This is a genomic window from Dyella halodurans (assembly GCF_026283925.1).
Classification (GTDB): domain Bacteria; phylum Pseudomonadota; class Gammaproteobacteria; order Xanthomonadales; family Rhodanobacteraceae; genus Dyella; species Dyella halodurans.
Genome location: NZ_JAPDPF010000002.1, coordinates 457,938 through 476,621, shown reverse-complemented (window position 1 = coordinate 476,621; position 18,684 = coordinate 457,938). Strand labels below are relative to the sequence as shown.

Annotated in this window: 16 protein-coding genes; 6 read left to right on the top strand and 10 right to left on the bottom strand. The window is 59.4% G+C overall.

Going from position 1 to position 18,684, the window contains the following annotated elements:
• Window positions 1–34: 34 nt before the first annotated feature.
• The 4 genes from OUZ49_RS05750 to OUZ49_RS05735 all read right to left on the bottom strand — a co-directional run bounded on the left by OUZ49_RS05750 (window position 35) and on the right by OUZ49_RS05735 (window position 3,818).
• A complete protein-coding gene (locus OUZ49_RS05750; RefSeq protein WP_266149045.1) occupies window positions 35–382 on the bottom strand; it encodes a hypothetical protein in 348 nt (115 codons plus the stop codon).
• 285 nt (window positions 383–667) lie between these two features.
• Window positions 668–886: a hypothetical protein gene (locus tag OUZ49_RS05745; RefSeq protein WP_266149044.1), complete on the bottom strand. Its 219-nt coding sequence runs from the start codon at window positions 884–886 to the stop codon at window positions 668–670.
• A gap of 391 nt (window positions 887–1,277) precedes the next feature.
• Complete coding sequence (locus tag OUZ49_RS05740) at window positions 1,278–2,252, bottom strand: DUF4331 family protein (RefSeq protein WP_266149043.1); 975 nt, start codon at window positions 2,250–2,252, stop codon at window positions 1,278–1,280.
• A gap of 87 nt (window positions 2,253–2,339) precedes the next feature.
• A complete protein-coding gene (locus tag OUZ49_RS05735) occupies window positions 2,340–3,818 on the bottom strand; it encodes an MmgE/PrpD family protein (RefSeq protein ID WP_266149042.1) in 1,479 nt (492 codons plus the stop codon).
• 354 nt (window positions 3,819–4,172) lie between these two features.
• Here OUZ49_RS05735 and OUZ49_RS05730 point away from each other — a divergent pair, with 354 nt between their 5' ends.
• The 3 genes from OUZ49_RS05730 (at window position 4,173) to OUZ49_RS05720 (ending at window position 7,088) form a co-directional block, all read left to right on the top strand.
• A complete protein-coding gene (locus OUZ49_RS05730; protein WP_266149041.1) occupies window positions 4,173–4,640 on the top strand; it encodes a cupin domain-containing protein in 468 nt (155 codons plus the stop codon).
• 205 nt (window positions 4,641–4,845) lie between these two features.
• Window positions 4,846–5,952 carry a mandelate racemase/muconate lactonizing enzyme family protein gene (locus OUZ49_RS05725; protein ID WP_266149040.1) on the top strand — a complete coding sequence of 369 codons (1,107 nt, stop codon included), beginning with the start codon at window positions 4,846–4,848 and terminating at the stop codon, window positions 5,950–5,952.
• Window positions 5,953–6,017: 65 nt separating this feature from the next.
• A complete protein-coding gene (locus OUZ49_RS05720) occupies window positions 6,018–7,088 on the top strand; it encodes a HoxN/HupN/NixA family nickel/cobalt transporter (protein ID WP_266149039.1) in 1,071 nt (356 codons plus the stop codon).
• A gap of 323 nt (window positions 7,089–7,411) precedes the next feature.
• Here the strand turns inward: OUZ49_RS05720 and OUZ49_RS05715 are convergent, their stop codons facing one another.
• The 3 genes from OUZ49_RS05715 to OUZ49_RS05705 all read right to left on the bottom strand — a co-directional run bounded on the left by OUZ49_RS05715 (window position 7,412) and on the right by OUZ49_RS05705 (window position 8,863).
• The gene (locus OUZ49_RS05715; RefSeq protein ID WP_266149038.1) at window positions 7,412–7,813 is read right to left on the bottom strand and encodes a hypothetical protein; all 402 of its coding nucleotides are present in this window, start codon (window positions 7,811–7,813) and stop codon (window positions 7,412–7,414) included.
• Window positions 7,814–7,840: 27 nt separating this feature from the next.
• Window positions 7,841–8,125, bottom strand: coding sequence for a hypothetical protein (locus OUZ49_RS05710; RefSeq protein WP_266149037.1), 285 nt, complete (start codon window positions 8,123–8,125; stop codon window positions 7,841–7,843).
• Window positions 8,126–8,239: 114 nt separating this feature from the next.
• Window positions 8,240–8,863 carry a cysteine hydrolase family protein gene (locus OUZ49_RS05705; RefSeq protein ID WP_266149036.1) on the bottom strand — a complete coding sequence of 208 codons (624 nt, stop codon included), beginning with the start codon at window positions 8,861–8,863 and terminating at the stop codon, window positions 8,240–8,242.
• A gap of 214 nt (window positions 8,864–9,077) precedes the next feature.
• Here OUZ49_RS05705 and OUZ49_RS05700 point away from each other — a divergent pair, with 214 nt between their 5' ends.
• Window positions 9,078–9,395 (top strand): hypothetical protein, encoded by a 318-nt coding sequence (locus tag OUZ49_RS05700; RefSeq protein WP_266149035.1) that lies wholly within the window; start codon window positions 9,078–9,080, stop codon window positions 9,393–9,395.
• On the opposite strand, the gene OUZ49_RS05695 is transcribed toward OUZ49_RS05700, so the two are convergent.
• Entirely contained in the window at window positions 9,372–10,367 is a 996-nt protein-coding gene (locus OUZ49_RS05695) for an aldo/keto reductase (RefSeq protein ID WP_266149034.1), read from the bottom strand. The two genes, OUZ49_RS05700 and OUZ49_RS05695, sit on opposite strands and share 24 nt — an antisense overlap.
• Before the next feature lie 87 nt (window positions 10,368–10,454).
• On the opposite strand from OUZ49_RS05695, the gene OUZ49_RS05690 reads away from it, so the two are divergent.
• Both OUZ49_RS05690 and OUZ49_RS05685 read left to right on the top strand, forming a co-directional pair.
• The gene (locus OUZ49_RS05690; protein WP_266149033.1) at window positions 10,455–11,345 is read left to right on the top strand and encodes a LysR family transcriptional regulator; all 891 of its coding nucleotides are present in this window, start codon (window positions 10,455–10,457) and stop codon (window positions 11,343–11,345) included.
• 417 nt (window positions 11,346–11,762) lie between these two features.
• On the top strand, window positions 11,763–13,148 hold the full coding sequence (locus OUZ49_RS05685) for a sigma-54 interaction domain-containing protein (protein WP_266149032.1): 1,386 nt from the start codon (window positions 11,763–11,765) through the stop codon (window positions 13,146–13,148).
• On the opposite strand, the gene OUZ49_RS05680 is transcribed toward OUZ49_RS05685, so the two are convergent.
• On the bottom strand, window positions 13,145–13,597 hold the full coding sequence (locus OUZ49_RS05680; RefSeq protein WP_266149031.1) for an immunity protein Imm33 domain-containing protein: 453 nt from the start codon (window positions 13,595–13,597) through the stop codon (window positions 13,145–13,147). The genes OUZ49_RS05685 and OUZ49_RS05680 overlap by 4 nt on opposite strands.
• A gap of 152 nt (window positions 13,598–13,749) precedes the next feature.
• Window positions 13,750–18,669, bottom strand: coding sequence for an eCIS core domain-containing protein (locus OUZ49_RS05675; RefSeq protein ID WP_266149030.1), 4,920 nt, complete (start codon window positions 18,667–18,669; stop codon window positions 13,750–13,752).
• Window positions 18,670–18,684 lie beyond the last annotated feature (15 nt).

Genomic DNA, 18,684 nt, shown 5'->3' with positions numbered 1-18,684 from the left:
GGGCGGCCTGCTCGCCGCCCCTCTCTGCAGCGCATTACTCAAATGCGGGATGATCCGGCAAAGGCTGAGTCAGCGCTTCGGCCTCTTCGCCCAGGAAATACAACGCGGCAAACAGACCTTCGGTGATATCCCCCTTCAGTGGCCAATGCCCCGGCTCGGTGGATTGGCAGGTGGTCTGCAACTCGCGAAACGCATCGCTGTTGGCGAGTATCCGCGAGACGGCGTGGATGCCGAGGCACAAGCCGCCGAGACGTGCCGCCCGCCGTTGCTTCGCATTCTCGGCGAGGGTCAGCGTCCAGTAAGGACGGCCAAGCGGGTTGCTGGGACGTGCGTCCGAGGGCTGGCAAGCTTGGGCTTGTTCCGTATGATCTGGCGTAGCCATGATCAACTCCTTCGTAGTTGGTTGTGGTTAGCGGGTCGTGTGAGTTCCTAGCTCACACGGTCCGCGCCTCTTCATTGCCATGCTGTCGCTGGTGACGGGGCGTCGAACCGAAACCACCGCGACCGAGCGACCATCGCACACGACGCTGGCCGTGTCCGTCAGGCAAATAGTGGGAAGTGACCTAGGTCTGAGCGGTTTGATGAGCCGGCGTCAGACCGAAAATTAGTGAGATTGAGCGGAAGACTCTGTGCGTATGCGCCGCCATGCGCAGGAACCGCGATGGGATCACGGATGCTTATCGCGGCCAGGTGCTGGCCGCTTCACTAGGTGCCGCTCGTGCCCCCCGGCGGGGACATCGATCAGTTTCACGATCTGAGACTTGATGGCCTTAGGCTCGCTGCCATGGACGATGCCCGCCTCATTCTTCTCGCAGTAGCCTCCAGCCTTGGCCGCCTGCAGGTCAGGATGCTTCGCCTCTCGAATCGGCAGTTTGTCGCGTCGCAAGGTCGCCTCGCGCGCGTGTCCCGGAGCCAGTGGACCGTTGCTGACCTGTCACCGCCGTCGGAATGGTTGGAAGCGACGCCGCCCAGGACATCCCTCGGCGGAGCCATCGCAGCTGTCGCACTTGCGCAGGTTCACTTGCTTGCAATGATCGAAGCCGAGGGTCCGATCGACCGACGACAGGCCTGCCGCGTGGTGTGGCACATCAGCTGTGGGGGAGGGTGGAGCCCCATCTTGCTACGCTTGGCCGCGCATCTTGGTGTCTCATTGGCCGGCTCGCCGCTTGAGGAGACCCATGGGGCAAGCCTGTATCAGGCGGCCATTCCTCAGCGACTGAAGCCGCCAGTGGTCTGAGTGCCATGCAACACTCCTTCCGCTTGCGCATCCGAGAGCATCACTCGCCGTGCGGCGGCCCAAGATAGGGAAACTCGCCAAGTAGATCGGCGTGCGGACCGACGCTGTCACTCGTGATTCGGCCATTTGTGAGAATCGCTATGAACTGGTCGGCAGCATCGTCGGTGAGACTTCGTCCGTTGCGCGGGAACGAGGCTGGTTGCGTCGGGTCGTAGAGCAGGACATCCGGCAGCAGCGTCTTGGCCACCCGAAGGGCTTCTTCAGCTTCGTAGCCTCCAGCATGTTCGAGCGAGTGCGCGAACGTGGCGACGAAACGCGCGTCGTCAGCGGGTTGGGACGCCATGTAGTCGCCTTGCTGATCGCCGGGTAGAAACACGGCCTGCTGCGGACGCCCACCACGCTCCACCTGTACGTAGCGGCCGACTCCACCATCCATCGTGCGACCCCACAAGCGCACAGGTCCCGCACCCAGTGCAATGTTGGATAGTTCGATGACGAAGCTGCAAACGTCTTTGTCGTGGAAGAAATCGTGCCCGGTAAAACGCAGCCCGTCGAGCGCGCCCAGCGTATCGAAGAAAAAGGGGTCACTCCGCCAGCCCGCAAAGAACCGATAGTCGCCTTCAGTCGACACGAGCGCCTCGCGTCCCATCGACACAATTGCGTCTTTAAGGATGACCTCACCATCGTCGTCCGCTCCCGCCGCGGGCGGACCGGCCGTGCGGGTCAGCGTCACGCGTTGAGTTGCGCCAACGGTAGAGGAAACGCGCATGCGAAATGCAATGTCGGCCACCGCATCGCCGTTTGTATCGATTTTGAGCTCGTACAGCCCCACTGGCGAAAAGGGTTCGCGTGTCGTTGGTGCCACCGGCACGACGGAACTTGACGGATGCACGTTCATGACGAGGATGGATTTGCTCGTGTCGCCCGGTTTCGGAAACGCGTAGATGTCTGTCAGGTCGAGGCGTGCGTCACTATGCGGAAAACCAAAGTTTGGGCCGGAATAGTGGTGTGACATGGTGGCTCCGCTCCTCTCGTCAAAGAACGTGATTTTCCAGAAGTTGATGGCGGTACTTCCGGGTGCGCGCAACGCGGTGTCCGGTCATTACAGGCCTCTGAGCGTGGCCTTGAAAGTCGCGTGGGGCCTGACGTCGGCCAAAAGGCTCATCAACGTTGAAACGGGCCGAGTATCAAGTGCTTCGACCTCGGCGATCAGAGCTTCGCGCAAGGGAGTATCGGCGTAAGGCTCGGCTAGCCAATTGAACTTCTCGACAACTCGACTCCAGGTCAGAGGCTGATCCAGGCCGCCTTCGTAGCTGGCCTGTTCTTTGACGTGCGTCTGGCCACTTTGCGTCCTGATCGTGAGCCTGCAGCCGATATGGTCCGGATATGCCTGCGTAAACCGCTGACTCGGTTCGACCTTGACCTTGGTTAGAAGCGCCTGGGTATCCGGAGCGTTGACGCGCTCTTCATCGAGTTGAGCGGGACCAACCGCGTTGTCCAGTAGAGCCACGGCAATCAAATACTTCAGGTTGTAGTCGGCCTGCTCCTTGGTGGTCGGATGGTCTTTGGACCCGAAGCTACCGCCACCGGCAATGTCGAAGCCTCCCTGTATGGTCTCGCAGATGACCTCTGCGACCTCATCGGCCGAGAGGTCGTGCTCGCGTTTCAGATCCAGCGCGGCTTCTATGACGGGTTGACCGTGAATCAATGAGCAATATTTCTTCATCACCGTATGGCGAACGATCTCCAAGGACGGATTGGCCCAGTCGATGCGTATGTCCTGGTCGAACATTCGGTTCAAGCCATTTGGCCCCTCGAAGAGTCGAAGCGGACCGGTGAATCCTCTCTTGGCCATAGCCGTCGTGTAGACGGTCCGCATGGCGGTTATTCCAGGGGATATCCCTTTCCATTGTGAAACCGGTTCGGAGTGCACCGCTGCAAGCGAGACGTTATCAACAGCTGCCATGGCGATGGCGTGGGCGATCTCTTGCGGAGTCAGCTTCATCAACTTGCCGCTTGCCGCTGCCATGGACATGGACAGTTGCAAGGCATGGTTGAAACCTTTAGCCATGACAGGAACCGTCGCGGTAAAACGGGACGCTACTTCGTAGGCGACGGCAAGGGCCAACAGAAAGTCTTTGCCGGTCGCGCCTACTGACTCGGCCACGGCGAGGACGCCACCAAAATTATCCGAAGGATGACTAAGCCCACCTGGACTCATATAGCTGTCCATAAGATCGACGTAGCGAACAAGGCAGGAATTGTAGAGGGCCGCCTGGTCAACGGAAGTAGCGCCACCACCGATGAGGGTGCATGAGCCTGCGCCTCGAAATTCGCCAAACTGCTGCCGTAGTTGCGCAAAGGGCCTGCCTCGCAGCGCGGCCAGCGCGCAGCCGAGGCTATCCAGGATGTTGCGCTTCATCAGTTGGCGATTCTCGCTCGACAAGTGCTCGAAGCGGGCGCTATCTGCAAAGGCTGCGATTTGCTCGACCGCCGGACGGGGCGCCGGCGCTCCTGCCTGATGAATTTGATGAATGGGATTGGCCTGCGGCCCTTTAGCGTGATCGTCGGGAATGGGCATCTCAATTCCCCTCAAGACGAGTAAATAGCAGGAATCTCAATGGCTGGCAGATACGCTCCAGACATATCCGATCATCGGATCAATAAGACCAGTCTTGAGCGAATAACTCCATTGGACGATGGTGTCGGCACTCGGCCAATCTCACGCTTTCGAATGACTTCGCCCCAGCCGAAGTCGGAACGAACACCCAGTCGTGATTGATACCATCGTCTGATGGCATCACCTCAGTGGTTCTGCTTTGATTTCTCTGTTCTGTCGGTGCCAGCGACACGCGGTTCGGCACCACGCGATAATCGATGCCTCTGTCATGGAGGCGAACTTGGCGGCTGTGTCCTGCCGCTCAGGAGGATCGCTATGATGCGCGAGTCAAAAAGCACTGATACCAAAGTGGTACCGCACGTCCACCAGCCAGACCAGGACCGGTTCCATGCGATACGGCCCGAAGATGCCCAATGGATCTCGTTTCCGGCGTACCCGCCGACGGTCCGTTTGGCGATCATGGTGGGGGAGCCAAGCAAGCCGGGGCCCTATACGATTCGAGTAAAGGTGCCGGCCGACAACAAATTCATGCCGCACAAGCATCCGGAAGACCGCGTCTACACGGTACTGTCGGGGGTGTTTTATATAGGGCTGGGAGAGGAGTTCGATGAAAGCAAGCTGGTTGCCTACGGCCCTGGCAGCATCGTGGTGCTACCGGGCAACCAACCGCACTTCCACTGGGCCAAATCAGGTGAATACATCACTCAGATCACCGCGATAGGACCACTCGGCCTGGATTATGTAGATCCGGATAATGATCCGCGTATTTCCAAGCGTCACTAGTTGAATGGACCTCCGAGTTTTTAGCTAGGAATGGATCTGTGCGAATGATTTGGCTGCACTGTAATGGCAGCCACGTATCGTGAGGGTAGGGCGCCGGCACAGAGCGGAACGATATTGACGAGAGAAGAAAGGGCTGCCCGAGATTTTGCCCCGCTGGTGATTGCCACACGGAACGACGGATGCGAGGCATCGACGGTAATTCTCCATGATCATTTCCAAGATCGAGGCGCTGCCGATACGCATTCCCTTCAGATCGGGAACCCGATCCGATGACTCGGCGTGGGGAGATAAAAATCTGGCGGCGGCCGATTCGTTGCTGGTAAGAGTCACGACTGATCAGGGGATTGAAGGTTGGGGGGAGGCGTTCGGATTTCGCGCCGTGAGGTCGGTGAAGTTGGCGGTCGACGAACTGATTGCCCCCTTATGCGTCGGAAAGGACGCAGGGCAAATCGGCCCGGTCATGCACGACGTATATAGGAAGCTGCAAGTCTTTGGACGCAGTGGACCATTGAGCTACGGCATCTCCGCCGTGGACATCGCGCTTTGGGATATCGCAGGTAAGGTCGCCAATTTGCCGCTATACCGGCTGCTGGGCGGAGCCGGTATCGACGTTCCGTGCTACGCAAGCCTGGTCCGATATTCCGAGCCATCCCTGGTGCGAGCAGGTGTCATGGAGGCCATTGGCGCCGGCTTTCGTGCCCTAAAGATCCACGAGATGGATCTTCATGCGATCCGTGCCGCCCGCGAAGCGTGCGGATCAGAGGTCGAGCTGATGGTTGATGTGAACTGCGCCTGGACCCTGAATGAAGCGTTGGACATTGCGGCACCGCTGGAGGAGCTAAAGCTGAAATGGTTGGAGGAGCCCCTTTGGCCACCAGAGAACTGGGGTGGCCTCGCACAATTGCGAGCACACTGCCATATTCCAGTCGCGGCGGGCGAAAACGTCTCGACGCTGATCGACTTCGATCGAATGCTGGCGATGGAGGCCGTCGACTATGTCCAGCCAAGCCCCGCGAAGATGGGCGGCATTAGCGTATTGCGAGAGGTGTTTCCGATTGCAGCGGTGCGCAATGTGCCCGTCATGCCACATTCGTTTTATGACGGCCCCGGTTTGTTGGCCGCCATACATGCGACAGCCGCGTTGGGCACGAAGGATTCCATGATCGAGTGGCGCGCCTTCAATCTCGAGGCGCATTGGTATGGCGACACGTTTGGCCCCCAAGCCGGGAGAATCCCGGTGCCGCAAGGCCCAGGGTTGGGCTTGGAGCCTGATATGAACGTTATTCGCGATTACCGACTACCCGATGGCTAACAATTCGGCGCGGCGGTCACATCACACGTCGGCGTTCGGCGGCAGGATCCGGCATAACTCGCATAATGTCGACTACATTCCACCCTCTCGCCCGGCTTGTTGAAGACGATGGCGACTCTCCCAAGCATGACCATGCGCTCACCCGCTCCGACTGGTGGCATCTGATTGCGTTTTATGGGTTTATCGGCGCGCTGCATCTTCTTGGGTGGGGATTCTATCTTCATTTCTCCCGCACGCATCCCGCACTCATCGGACTCGGGCTTGCCGCGTATCTCTTGGGTATGCGACACGCATTTGACGCTGACCATATTGCCGCCATCGACGATACGGTGCGGCTACTGGTCCAGCGCCAAAAACCGCCGCTTGGCGTCGGCTTCTACTTTTCGCTGGGACATTCGACTGTAGTTCTTCTCCTTTCGTTTGTTTTAATCGTCGCTGGTGGTGCTACGCGCCACGCGATGCCGGCGTTACGCCACTTCGGAGGAATCGCCGGGGTCGGTGTCTCAGCCGTGTTTCTCCTGGCAGTGGGCGTGCTGAATTTGAGGAGTCTGGTACAGACAATCAGCGCCACAAAACAAGGCGGTGCCGGACATCAAGGGCACATGCATATCGACGAGCTGGTGTCGCGGCGTGGCTTCATGGCTCGATTGCTACGCCGTCGTTTCGACAAATTCGTCGTCAGAAGTTGGCAAATGTATCCGATTGGGCTGCTGTTCGGCCTGGGATTTGACACGGCTTCCGAGGTTGGCCTGCTAGCGACAACGGCTGGGGCATCCGCATCCGGCGCTCCCTTTGCTGCCCTGGTTTCGCTGCCTATTTTGTTTGCGGCCGGCATGTCTTTCATGGACACGACGGATGGTGTGCTGATGTTCAAGGCTTATCGTTGGGCGTTCGTGAACCCGCTGCGGAGAACCTTCTACAACATCACCATTACCGGCATTTCGGTCATCGTTGCTTTGATTATCGGCACCATTGAATTGCTTCAGGCCGTTGTCAATATCTCAGAAGCATCGGGGTCAGCGGCTGGCTTCATCGAGAAGATGGACATAAGTTGGCTCGGCTTCGCGGTAGTCGGCATTCTTCTGTTGACGTGGCTGGCTTCAGTGGTCCTATGGAGGCTTTCCCGACTGGAGTAGCTTACCGCGGCGCCCAGCAAGGTCATGCGCACGCGCACAGGCAACCTCACCACCCAGGCGGGCTCAATCATGGGGCTGCGCGAACGGGACGTATCGAGCGCTCTCTTTCAGCCCTGAATGCGCGCCCAAGACCTCTCAGCCATGGGTCGATCAGATGCATCAGGGATGGATCGGTTTCACCGGGTTGGGATGAATGATTAGGGCAAGTCATCCTGGGCGGTACAGTCGCCATTCTGGCCGAATGAGGCTGAGCGCACTGCACTTGACTGGGGCTGTTCCGGAGCAGCGATCGGACCTTTTCGGGAGCGCCTTGGATAGCGCAGTCACGACCTTGCCGTGAGTAAATCGTGGCCCTTGCGCGTCTTGACCGCCGTGCAGGTACCGGGCTGGATTGGCTTGACGTCGAAACGGCCGTCAGGGTTACGTGATCGGCTATCGAAGCTGTCCGGAGGGTGCGAATTTCCGGCAGGGAAAGCGGAGCCGTTTGGGACCGACATGGGTTTCGTCGGGGAGCCCAGAGGCGTCCCAAGCGTGGTGGAGACCAACGCGTCGATTTGGGTGGGAAGGCGATCATCGTCGGGTGCTTCCCATCCCGTGACATCGTTGACCAAATTTACATCACCGACGCAGATGGTCCACGTCACGTAGTCGAACGTCGAAAGAAGCAGGATTGAGACCAGGAGCACCGGCGTGCTTGGCATCCAGGCCGGACGTTTGCTAGCCATGTGCTTACTTCCTCGATGCGCCCATGGTTACTGGCCATCCCCCCGCCGGGGCATACCCAGCGGATTGGCTTCTTGGAGCGGCTCGGGTATTAACTCTTCGGGAAAATGCTGATCATTCATCGGTCGATGGGGGCGTTCAATGGACGTCATTCCGACCCGACATTCGCCATCCATGCCAACGAGCATGGAGGGGCCGCCAAGCGCAAAATCCACTTCAACGGATGGGTTCATTGCGGGACTGAGGGCCTTCAAGGTGCCCTTGGCGGCCGCGATTTCGCTGTCACCGACAAAGAGGCTTCCGGTCAAGCGCATGGCTAATCACCGTTTCGTAGTCGTCGCCATTGCGCGAAGTGCGCCTCCGCTGGCGAGTTTTCCGGGCTTGGAGCTCGAGAAAGCAGGGGGCGCTTTTTGATCACCGAGGATCGCTTATGCGCCGAGGTTCGCGACCAATTCGTTCGTTGTCACGATGGCGTGGGCGAAGGTCGGACCGTTGAGCTCATGCGCGGCGTGCATCATTTCTGAATTGAATGCCGCCGTCGCATCGCGGACCAGTGTGACGTGGTAGCCCATTTCGCTCGCATAGCGGGCGGTGCACTCGATGCAGGTATTCGCCAGAAGGCCCGCGACGATCACATGCGTGATGCCTTTTTGCTTGAGGCGGAGATCGAGATCGGTATTGGCAAAACCGCTGGATCCCCAGTGCTCCTGCACGATGGTGTCCCCCGGCTTGGGTGCGAATTCCGAATGCCACTCGCCACCCCATTGACCGCGCTCAAAGAGATGAACCTTCAGCACTTTCATCTGGTTTGGGGTTGGATGGTCCCAGCCCTCGTAGTCGCCTGGCTCCCAACGGCGATGCGGCACGAAAAAGATCGGAATATCCTGCTTGCGGACCTCACGGTCCAGCTTGCGCAGGTTGTCGAGCAAACCAACTTCCTTGGCCACCGGCTCAATGTGCGAATAGACCTTGCCGCCTTCGGAAAGAAAGTCGTTGTACGGATCCACCAGGAGGTAGGCGGTGCGGTGGGCGGGATACGTGGTGACGGACATGGGGGTCTCCGAAAGGAAGCAAATGCCGGTCACCAAGCTGGTGGCTTTACGCTTTCGCGGGCTGGCCGGATGCGTGAAAAGCTAGGCTCTTTCAGATTCGTCCACTAGATGGGAAAACCGAGAGGCAGCCTTTCACTGGTGAGAGGATCGGATCCATGTCTCGTGAAATTCAACGTCGAACTCTATGTCGTCGAATGGTCTTAGGCTCGCCGCCATGGACGAAGCCCGCCTCATCCTTCTCGCAGTAGCCTCCAGCCTTGGCCGCCTGCAGGTCAGGATGCTTCGCCTCTCGAATCGGCAGTTTGTCGCGTCGCAAGGTCGCCTCGCGCGCGTGTCCTGGAGCCAGTGGACCGTTGCCGACCTGTCACCGCCGTCCGAATGGTTGGAAGCAACGCCGCCCAGGACATCCCTCGGCGGAGCCATTGCAGCTGTCGCACTGGCGCAGGTTCACTTGCTTGCAATGATCGAAGCCGAAGGTCCGATCGACCGACGACAGGCCTGCTGCGTCTCAGTGACCGGTCATTTTCAGTAAAGCCTCTGGCAGGCGTTCGCCTTCCACCTTGATGGCGGATATCTCCTTGTTGATCTCGGCGAGATCTCCGGTGCTCAATCCGACGCTGACGGCGCCAAGATTCTCGTCCAGACGGTGGAGCTTGGTGGTGCCGGGGATCGGCACAATCCACGGCTTTTGTGCCAGCAACCACGCCAATGCGACTTGGGCTGGCGTAGCTCCCTTGCGCCCAGCCACGGTCTTGACCACGTCGACCAACGCCATATTGGCTCGACGCGCCTCGGGGGAGAAGCGGGGCACGACGTTACGAAAATCAGTCGGGTCGAACTTGGTGTTTTCGTCGATCTTGCCGGTAAGGAAGCCGGCACCCAGCGGACTGAACGGGACGAAGCCAATACCAAGCTCTTCCAGAAGCGGCAGCAGCTCTGCCTCTGGCCCGCGCCAGAATAGCGAGTACTCGCTCTGGACGGCTGCCACCGGCTGCACGGCATGTGCGCGGCGAATCGTCCGAGTCCCTGCTTCCGACAGGCCGAAGTGCTTTACCTTGCCCTCTGCAATCAGTTCCTTGACCACGCCGGCCACATCTTCGATCGGCACTTGGGGATCGACGCGATGCTGGAACAGCAGGTCAATGCGATCGGTCCGCAAACGCTTGAGGCTACCCTCTACCGCGATCCTGATATGTTCGGGTCGGCTGTTGGTACCACTGCCGCGTTCCCCGGTCCTCGGATTGATATCGAAGCCGAACTTGGTGGCGATGACCACCTGGTCGCGAATCGGTGCAAGCGCCTCGCCGACCAGTTCCTCATTGACGAACGGTCCGTACGCCTCGGCCGTATCAAAGAATGTGATGCCGCGTCCATGAGCAGCACGAATCAGGGCAATCATGTCCAGTCTGTCCGCGGCCGGACCGTAGGCAGAGCTCATGCCCATGCAGCCGAGGCCCAGGGCGGAGACTTCAAGGTGGCTGTTGCCAAGTTTGCGGGTTTTCATGGTGTCCTCCATACGAACAATTTAGGACCGAAGGATTCATCACACTAGATGGCATAATCGGAAAGGGTTTATAACAGGAGTGGATAAATGCCCACCGAAAGCTACGACCAGCTGGCGATCTTCGCGGTCGTGGCGCAAGAGCGCAGCTTTACTCGCGCGGCGGCCAAGCTCGGCATGTCACAGCCCGCACTGAGCCGCTCCATGCGTCAATTGGAAGAGCGGCTGGGCGTGCGCCTCCTGGCGCGCACGACTCGCAGCGTTTCGCCAACAGAGGCTGGTGAACACCTGCTTCGGGTAGTCGCTCCTCGCTTCGACGAGATCAACACCGAGCTGGCCTCGCTCAACGAATTCCGGGACAAGCCGGCAGGCAAATTGCGCATCACCGCAGACGAGCATGCGGCCATCTCGGTTCTACAACCCGTGCTGGCGAAGATCCTGCCCAGCCACCCGGACATCCAGATCGAGGTGATCGTCGACTACGGCCTGACCGACATCGTGGCCGAGGGCTACGACGCCGGTGTACGCCTGGGTGGGCAGGTAGCCAAGGACATGATTGCGCTGCGCATCGGTCCCGACGTACGCATGGCTGTGGTCGGGTCGCCCGCCTACTTCGCTCAACATCCGCGGCCTAAGACCCCGCGTGACCTGATTAGGCACAACTGCATCACCATTCGTCTGCCAACGTACGGCGGCATCTTCGCCTGGGAGTTCGAGAAGAAAGGGGAAGAGCTGAAAGTACGCGTCGAGGGACAACTGGTGTTCAACAACATCGCCATGCGACTGGACGCCGCGCTCAAAGGGTTGGGGCTGGCCTACATGCCCGAAGACCTGGTGCAGGCGCACATCACGAAGGGGCGCTTGATACGCGTGCTCCCTGACTGGTGCCCGCCGTTTCCCGGATACCACCTTTACTATCCCAGTAGGCGCCAGAGCTCACCTGCTTTCACCTTGCTGCGAGAGGCCTTGCGCTATCCATAGCCGGCCCGAACGAATGCCGGGGAGGGTAGTCCCGAGCTCACGCCGAGCGTCTTGGTGCGGCGATTGGTGCGCGCTGGTGCAGATAGGCCACGTATCAGAAGACCTCATCCGAATAAAGCTGGTGCACGCACCGGGGCATGGTGCGATCACGCGCACTACAAAAAGAAGCAAAGCTGGTGCCACGCCAGAAAGCATTGCGTCGCTGAGGGTATTCGTAGCTCTCATCACCAACCAAGGCACGTTTACTCGATCGTCACGGGACCTTGATTAAATTTGGTTGCCGCGCGAGGTGGGTCGCAGGGGACAACAGGGCGAGCGAACAGCGTTCCAGGTGAGCATCGCGGCAACGCCGGTATCACTGAAGTGTCCTTGCAGCAGGATCTGTCTAGCCGGCGCGTGCGCCGCGGGGCCATATCCATGGAAACGCTGACTTGCGGGGTTGTGGAGGTAGGAGAGCACGAGGCGTTGGCCCGCCATGCCTACGATGTGCTGTGCGCGCAAGCGACTCTTGGAATAAATGTCTTCTGGCAACCGCAGCTGGCGGGGCCGATGCTATGCGATCTTGTGGTGCTTACGGTCGAATCCGAAGCGCTAGCGCTGGCGATGATGACTATCGCGCAGCTGCGTTCAGCCATGCCGGCTTGCAACATCGTCGCGGTCTGTGCAGACCTTGGTTCGGAACAGATCGCTGCATTGCTCGGCGTGGGCGTTTTCGACTTCGTGTCGTCGCCCTATCCGGATACCGAGTTGTGCACGCGCGTGCAGCGCGCGGCCGGCTTCTTGCTGGCGCATCCAAGTCTGGACGAATCGGCCGTGATCAACGTCGCTCGCGCGCATCAGTTGATCGGCTCCAGTGCCAGCTTCGTGAAACAACTGTCGGCATTGCCGATCGTCGCCAACTGTGACGCCAGCGTATTGATCCTGGGCGAAACTGGAACCGGCAAGGAAGTGTTCGCACGGGCGGTGCATTACCTCTCGCCGCGTGCTTCGCGCCCGCTGGTAGCGGTTAACTGCGGCGCCATTCCCACCGAGCTGATGGAAAGCGAATTGTTCGGCTGCACGCGCGGCGCCTACACCTCCGCGCACGCGGCACGCAGCGGACTGGTGCGCGAAGCCGAAGGCGGCACGCTGCTCCTCGATGAAATCGATTCGCTGCCGCTCGGCGCGCAAACCAAGCTGCTGCGTTTCCTACAGGAAAAGGAATACCGCCCCGTCGGAAGCTGCACCACCTGCCGTGCTGATGTGCGGGTAATCGCCGCCAGTAACCATCAGATCGCGACCATGGTCGAGCGGGGCGTCTTCCGCAGCGATCTCTACTTTCGCCTCAACGTACTTAACTTGACCTTGCCAGCATTGCGCGAACGGCGCGACGACATTCCGGAACTCGCGCGCCACTTCATCGAGAATGATTGCCATCAACGCCACCGCGCCATGCCCAGCCTCACCGTCCGAGCGCTGCGCAAGCTCGCCAGCTACGATTGGCCGGGCAATGTGCGCGAACTGCACAACGTGATCGAGCGAGCCGTGTTGTTTTGCCAAGGTGCATTCATCGGCGCCGATGATTTGCAGCTTCCTTGCGACAGGCCTGACGACGATAACGTCGAGTCCTTCCGTGTCGCGAAGGCGCGGATGGTTGAGGCATTCGAAAAAACCTACATCGAACGCTTGCTCATCTTGAACGCCGGAAACATTACCCATGCCGCGCTCGATGCCAAGAAGAACCGACGGGCGTTTTTCGCATTGATGCGAAAGCACGATATCGCTCCCGAACGGTTTCGAGGCAGGAGCGAAATACTTCCTTAGGGATAAACCAGGTTGCGTCGGGCATCGAACACCGCGACGAGTCGATCGTGATCGAATTGGGCGACGAAGCCTACGGGTAGATTAAGTACAGCCGTCCATTCCGGTTCCACCTCAAGAAGGCTTCCAGCCAACGCAGGTTGCGTCTGTTGAAGCACCGCATTCGTGGAGTCCCTACTGGTCGTGGCATACCAGCCGCTGTCCCGTGCGGAAGAAGGAGGAAGCCGGCGCAGGTAGGCGATGTCTGCAAATAGCGCATCGGGCGCAAGGTGAAACTGTTGATCGCCCCTTGTGCGCTCAACGGCTACTTCAGGCAGTTTTGCGTGTAGTGCGGCTTGATGGTTCAACGTCCAGATCGTTTCGTCCACTTGTGGCTTCCATTGGAGTGGAGCCTGACTGTAGTCGGGTTCGCAAACGACCCAATGATCCGCGTGCGCTTCGATCTGCAGCATCGCCCATCCAAAGTCGATATGCGACCCGGGCCTTAGTCGAGGTCCGCTTCGATGCATGGAGGCCAGGGAGTCAAGCATGGATCTGGCCGCGACGTCCCAGCGCGCGTCGCAATTGGCCACAAGCGTTTTGCCGTCAATTTCGATGCTTTGCGTCACTGGCCCCTCATCCTTTGCAAACGCTTTTGAATTTCATCCTGGATTGCCTGTCTGGCATTGTCGCGCTCGGCCTTGAGTTTGTCGAATTCGGTTTGCCCCATCTTCGGAGCCTTGGGTTTTTTGCTGCCTATCCAGTTCTCGAGAACTTCGTCTTGCTTGGACATATTGAGGCTACGGTCCAATGGCTTGAGATTTTGTGGAAGATCGAGAATTTCCAGTTGATCCTGAATACCCAGTTCGCCGAATCCTTCGTAATTGAAGATCTCTTCCACGGGATTGAGGTGGTCCGGAGACAGCTTGTCCAGCGACTTGTACTCGCCCGTTGCATAGTCCTTGTACAAATTGCCTTTGGCGTGCCCTTCATCCTGCAACTTCTTCAGCCACTCCCGTTTTCGCTCGGCGCTTCCTTCGCCCTTGAACGGCGTCTTGGCGCGCAGCAATTCGCGCCTCTCGGCGGTAAGCCCCGTACCTGCTTCGGCTACGGCTTGGAGATCCTGCTTGGCTTTAGCCAGTTTGCTTTCGGCCTCGGCAAATTCACGTCCCTCCTTGGTACCCGTCGGTGGCGGCATATGTTTGTTCTTAGCCAAGATGTCGGCCCGCTTCTTCTCCATGTCCGCGATCGTTTGATTGAGTTCGCGTTGCCGTTCGGCGTTCTTTTCCAGGGTTTTCACTCTTTCCTGCGTGCCGGTAACACGTGATTCTGCACCGGCGGCCTCCTGAACTTTCCTTTCTCTCGCACTGAGCGCGTCCGCGGCTTTACCTTCTTCATTCTGGGCCGCCTTAAGTTCGCTGTTAGCCTTGTCCAGCCGGCGCTGTGCGTCGTCAATTTGATCAGCGCGTCCCTTCTTGCTCGCTTTCTTTAGGTCGCTGCTCGCTTTGCTGGCGTCATCCTGCGCGGCTGCGGCGCGCTGCCGCGCGGCAGAGGCCTGATCTTCGAGACTTTTCTTCTCCGCATCGCTCAGGTTGGGGTGCGCTTCTGCTTCCGCGCGCAACGCCTTCGCCTTTTCGGTCTGTTCCTGCGCAAGCTTCTGGGCGTCTTCCAGGCGTTTGTCAGCCTTGCCCAGTTCTTGCGCGCGCAGTTCCGGGGTCTGAATGCAGACGCGTGCTGCGGAGTGACGGCAGAATTCGCATTCACCATTGGGGAGCGTATTTTCGGTCCATTCGTGTTCACCCACCTGGGCACGTCGATGTGGCGGGGCACCTTCCATCATCTCCGGGTGCTCGGAAAGCATCTGAGTTTCGTTGTGCAATTGGCTGGGCGAAAGCTTGTCGCTCTCGATGTGACCGGTTTCCGAGGGTGTCTTTGCTTCTACGGCAGATGCTTCGCCGGTCACCTTTGATTCGCCGGCCACGGCTTTCTCTTCCAGCGCCTTGGCTGTGTCTTTTTCGGCCAGCTTGGTTGCTTCCCGCTCGCCCAGTCCAAGGCCTTCCTTACCCAGCAAGCCAGCCGCTTTGGTTTCGGCTTTCGCTGCCTTGCTACCGAATTTGCCGAACATTTGCTCACCGAAGGCAAGCAATTTCTCACCGATGCTGCCGATGGCTTTCGATACGGTCTTGAAGGCGCCTGCAGCCGTTTCCTTGATTGCGGAGCCCAGGCTCTTGAGCCCATCGAGCAGGTATTTGCCGAGCGACTTGAGTAGCTTGAATGCTTCGCCAAGCGCTTCCATTGGCCAGTTGATGAACTTGGCAATGCCGACCAGGATGGAATCGGCTTCGGTCCAGGTGCCGGCGGTAATCGCATCCAGCACGATCTGGAATACCAAAGTGCCGCTGAGCCAGCCGACTTTGTCGCCAACCTCCGCTTCGGCGCCGCCGTCTTTGAAGAATGTCATCAACTGATTCGCAAGCCAGGCGCCGCCTTCGGAAATCTTGGACTTGGCTGCTTCCCAGGTTTCGGACAGGCGCTGCACCATTTCATCGAACGTGATGCTGCTGCCGTTGAAGTACTCCTGCACGGCATCCCAGAAATTCGCCTTGACGGTGTCGACATCGGGCCCGATGGCTTTTGCGGCATCGCCCGCGGCGCTCTTGAGTGCCGTCATATCGCCGGGCTCCAGCGACTGCGTCGCCGCGTCGCGCTCGGCATCGCTCCCGGACGACGTGGCCGCGACTGCGGTGGATGTAGCCGCAGTAGGTGCCGCACTGGCTGTCACGGTATGAGCCGTTGCCGGTGTTGCCGTTACGGTGTGATGATTGGGCGACGGCGCGGCGGTAGCCGCCGCAGGCGCCGTTGCGGGGGCGGCTGGTCCGACGGCGGATCCCGCTGTCGACGCTTTTGCAGGTGCGGGCGACGATGTCGCTGCATGATGCTCGGCAGGGGGCGCGCCGGCGCTCGAAGCTGTGGGTTGCGCGCTGGCATCCGCCGCGCCTTCACCCGTTTTGTCGTCGAGGCCAGCAAGGCTGAGCAGATATTGCGTCGCTTTGTCGAGACCATCCATGACCGTCCAGATCGCGCTGATCGGATCGCTGATGCCTTCCCACACGCCCTGCAAGAATCCTTTGACGAACGCGATGAGGAATTCGGGGCTTGCACCGCTGATGATCTTGGCGATCTTGTTTGAAACGTCTTCCTTCACCGTCTTGTCGGCGGCGCGCAATGTTTCGAGGAAGGTGAGCACCCCCGGCTTCAGCAATGGCCACAGTAGGCCAAACGTCGGCACGGCTGGAATCTTTCCGATCGCTTTGATGGCGATATCGAGGACGAAATCGAGGATGGGCGACTTGATGCAATCGGGCAGTTTGCGCCAGGCCCAACCGGCCAGGATGACCGGAATCATCGGCGGCGACGCAATCGCCAGGATCACGCTGGAAATCACCTCTTTGTACGGTGCCACGAAATCGGCAATCTTCTTGCCGACGTCCTCGATGGCGGCCACGGCCTTGTCCGCGCCGTCCTTGATGTCCTTGACAAGTGTATTGAGGGCATCTCGCGCATCGTCAAACATCTGGTGCGCGAAGCTCACTAGCGGGAGTCCGCTCACCTTGGACGCGACATCCAGCACGGCATCCGCCAAGGAAGACATTTTGTCGGATAGCCAATCCGTGCCTTCCTGCAATTTGCCTTTGAAGCCGTCGACATCGCCGCCGACCGTCTCCAGCATGCCGCGTATGTCTGCGGGCGCGTTGCGTATTTTTTCCGGATCCAGCCCGTTCTGCCAGATCCATTTCACCACTTCGACGACCTTTGGGCCGTACTTGATGATCGCGTGGATCTGGCCCATTGGGGTCAGCAACGCAATCACCGAAGCGACCTTCTTGAGCGGCTCGATGATGGGTTGCACAGCGGCCTTGATGCCATCCCAAACCTTGGCGGCTTCGCCTTTCATCCAGCTCCATACGCCGTCTTCGCTGCTGCCGTCGAAACCGAGCAGGGACATCAACTTCGTCCACAGATCGCCTAATGCATTTTTTGCCGCGGTGAACCAACCAGAGACCGTGCTGGCCACTTTCTTGAGCGCGGACCACGCGCCCGACACGTATTCCTTCAAACCGTCGAATAGCGGTTCGCCGACAACCTTGAGCGCCTTGGTGACGAAGTCGGTGACCTTGTCGAACACACTGGTCACCGCATTCACGACGGGGTTGTCGATTAACTTGCCGACGAAATCGGAGAGCTTCTTCATGAAACCGGTGAATTTCTGGCAAGCTTCTTCTTCGCCCTGGGCCAGGCCCTTGACGAAGTCCTTGGCCTCGCCAAGCCACGAGCCGATGTTTTGACCCAGCTCGCTGAGGCTGAAGCCGCCGAGGGCATCCGGCATATGAGCGTCCAGCGCCTCGGACACTTTGCGCTTGGCGTAATCGACGGGGCCTTCGCTGATGATGTCGGCAAGACCCGGTGCAACCCTGCGCACAAGTGCAATCAATTGCTCGCCGGTAAATTCGGCAACTTCCTTGACGCCGGTGCCCACGGCGGATTCGGCTTGGTCGACCTTGGTCTTTCCCCACTCGATGGCCGTGCCAAGCAGATCTTTCCGGTGCAGCGCGTCGCCACCGCTGCCACGTACGTTGAAGATGCCCCCGGCAATCACTGCGCGAGCGGCGGCGTCCGCTTCCAGTTCGCAGGCATCGTTCGGCGCGCTGACCTGCATGGAGTGATCTCGCGAAGAGCTCGAGGCCTTTCCTCGACGATTCTGGATCACGTGCGCGAGTTCGTGCGCGAGCAATTCGCGCCCCGCCGTGGTGTGCGGTTGATAACGACCAGGACCGAAATATATGGCTTGCCCAAGCGTGTAGGCTTGAGCCGCGACAGCCTGTGTTGCTTCGTTCGCCGAGGTATCAGTATGAATCCTCACGTTGCCGAGGTCGACGCCATAGGCATGTTCCATCTGGAGGCGTACGGTAGGCGTGAGGCCTTGCCCCACGCTGCGACGCATGGCTTCGCGAACGAGGTGCTCGGGACGCGAAAGCGGGGCTTGCCGTGCGTGGCCATCCGTTTCCTGGCGCACGGGCTTGCGGTGCAGCCGTGGCAGTTCGTCGTGCTCCTCGTTACTACACTGGTTGCATTTTCTTCGCAGCAAAACGCTCGTCGAAGAGAGGTCACCAAGTGCAACGGGTTTACGTTGCACGGAGGGATGTTCGCTGTCGTCGTCGTTTTCGCACGCGTCGCACTTGCGTTGCAGCGCCACTTCGGGAGCCGAGAATATCGAGAGTGATGGTTTGCGGTGGATGCTCAGTTCGTCATCGTCTTCCTCAGCGCACTTCGCGCATTTTCGCTGAAGTCGCAAGGGAAGGTTCGTGCCTTCGTCCGGCGCCTGCGCCGGAATCGACCCGAACGTAGCGGGCAGGGAAAAGGTCCGGCTGGCATCGAGCTCTTGTTGCGCGGGTCGATCTGCAGGCGCTTTCGCGCGCGTCACCTTTGCCGCCTCACGTGCACCAACGGCGATACTCTTGGCGGCGCTGACGGCCTGGGCGCCCATTTCTTGGCTAGATCG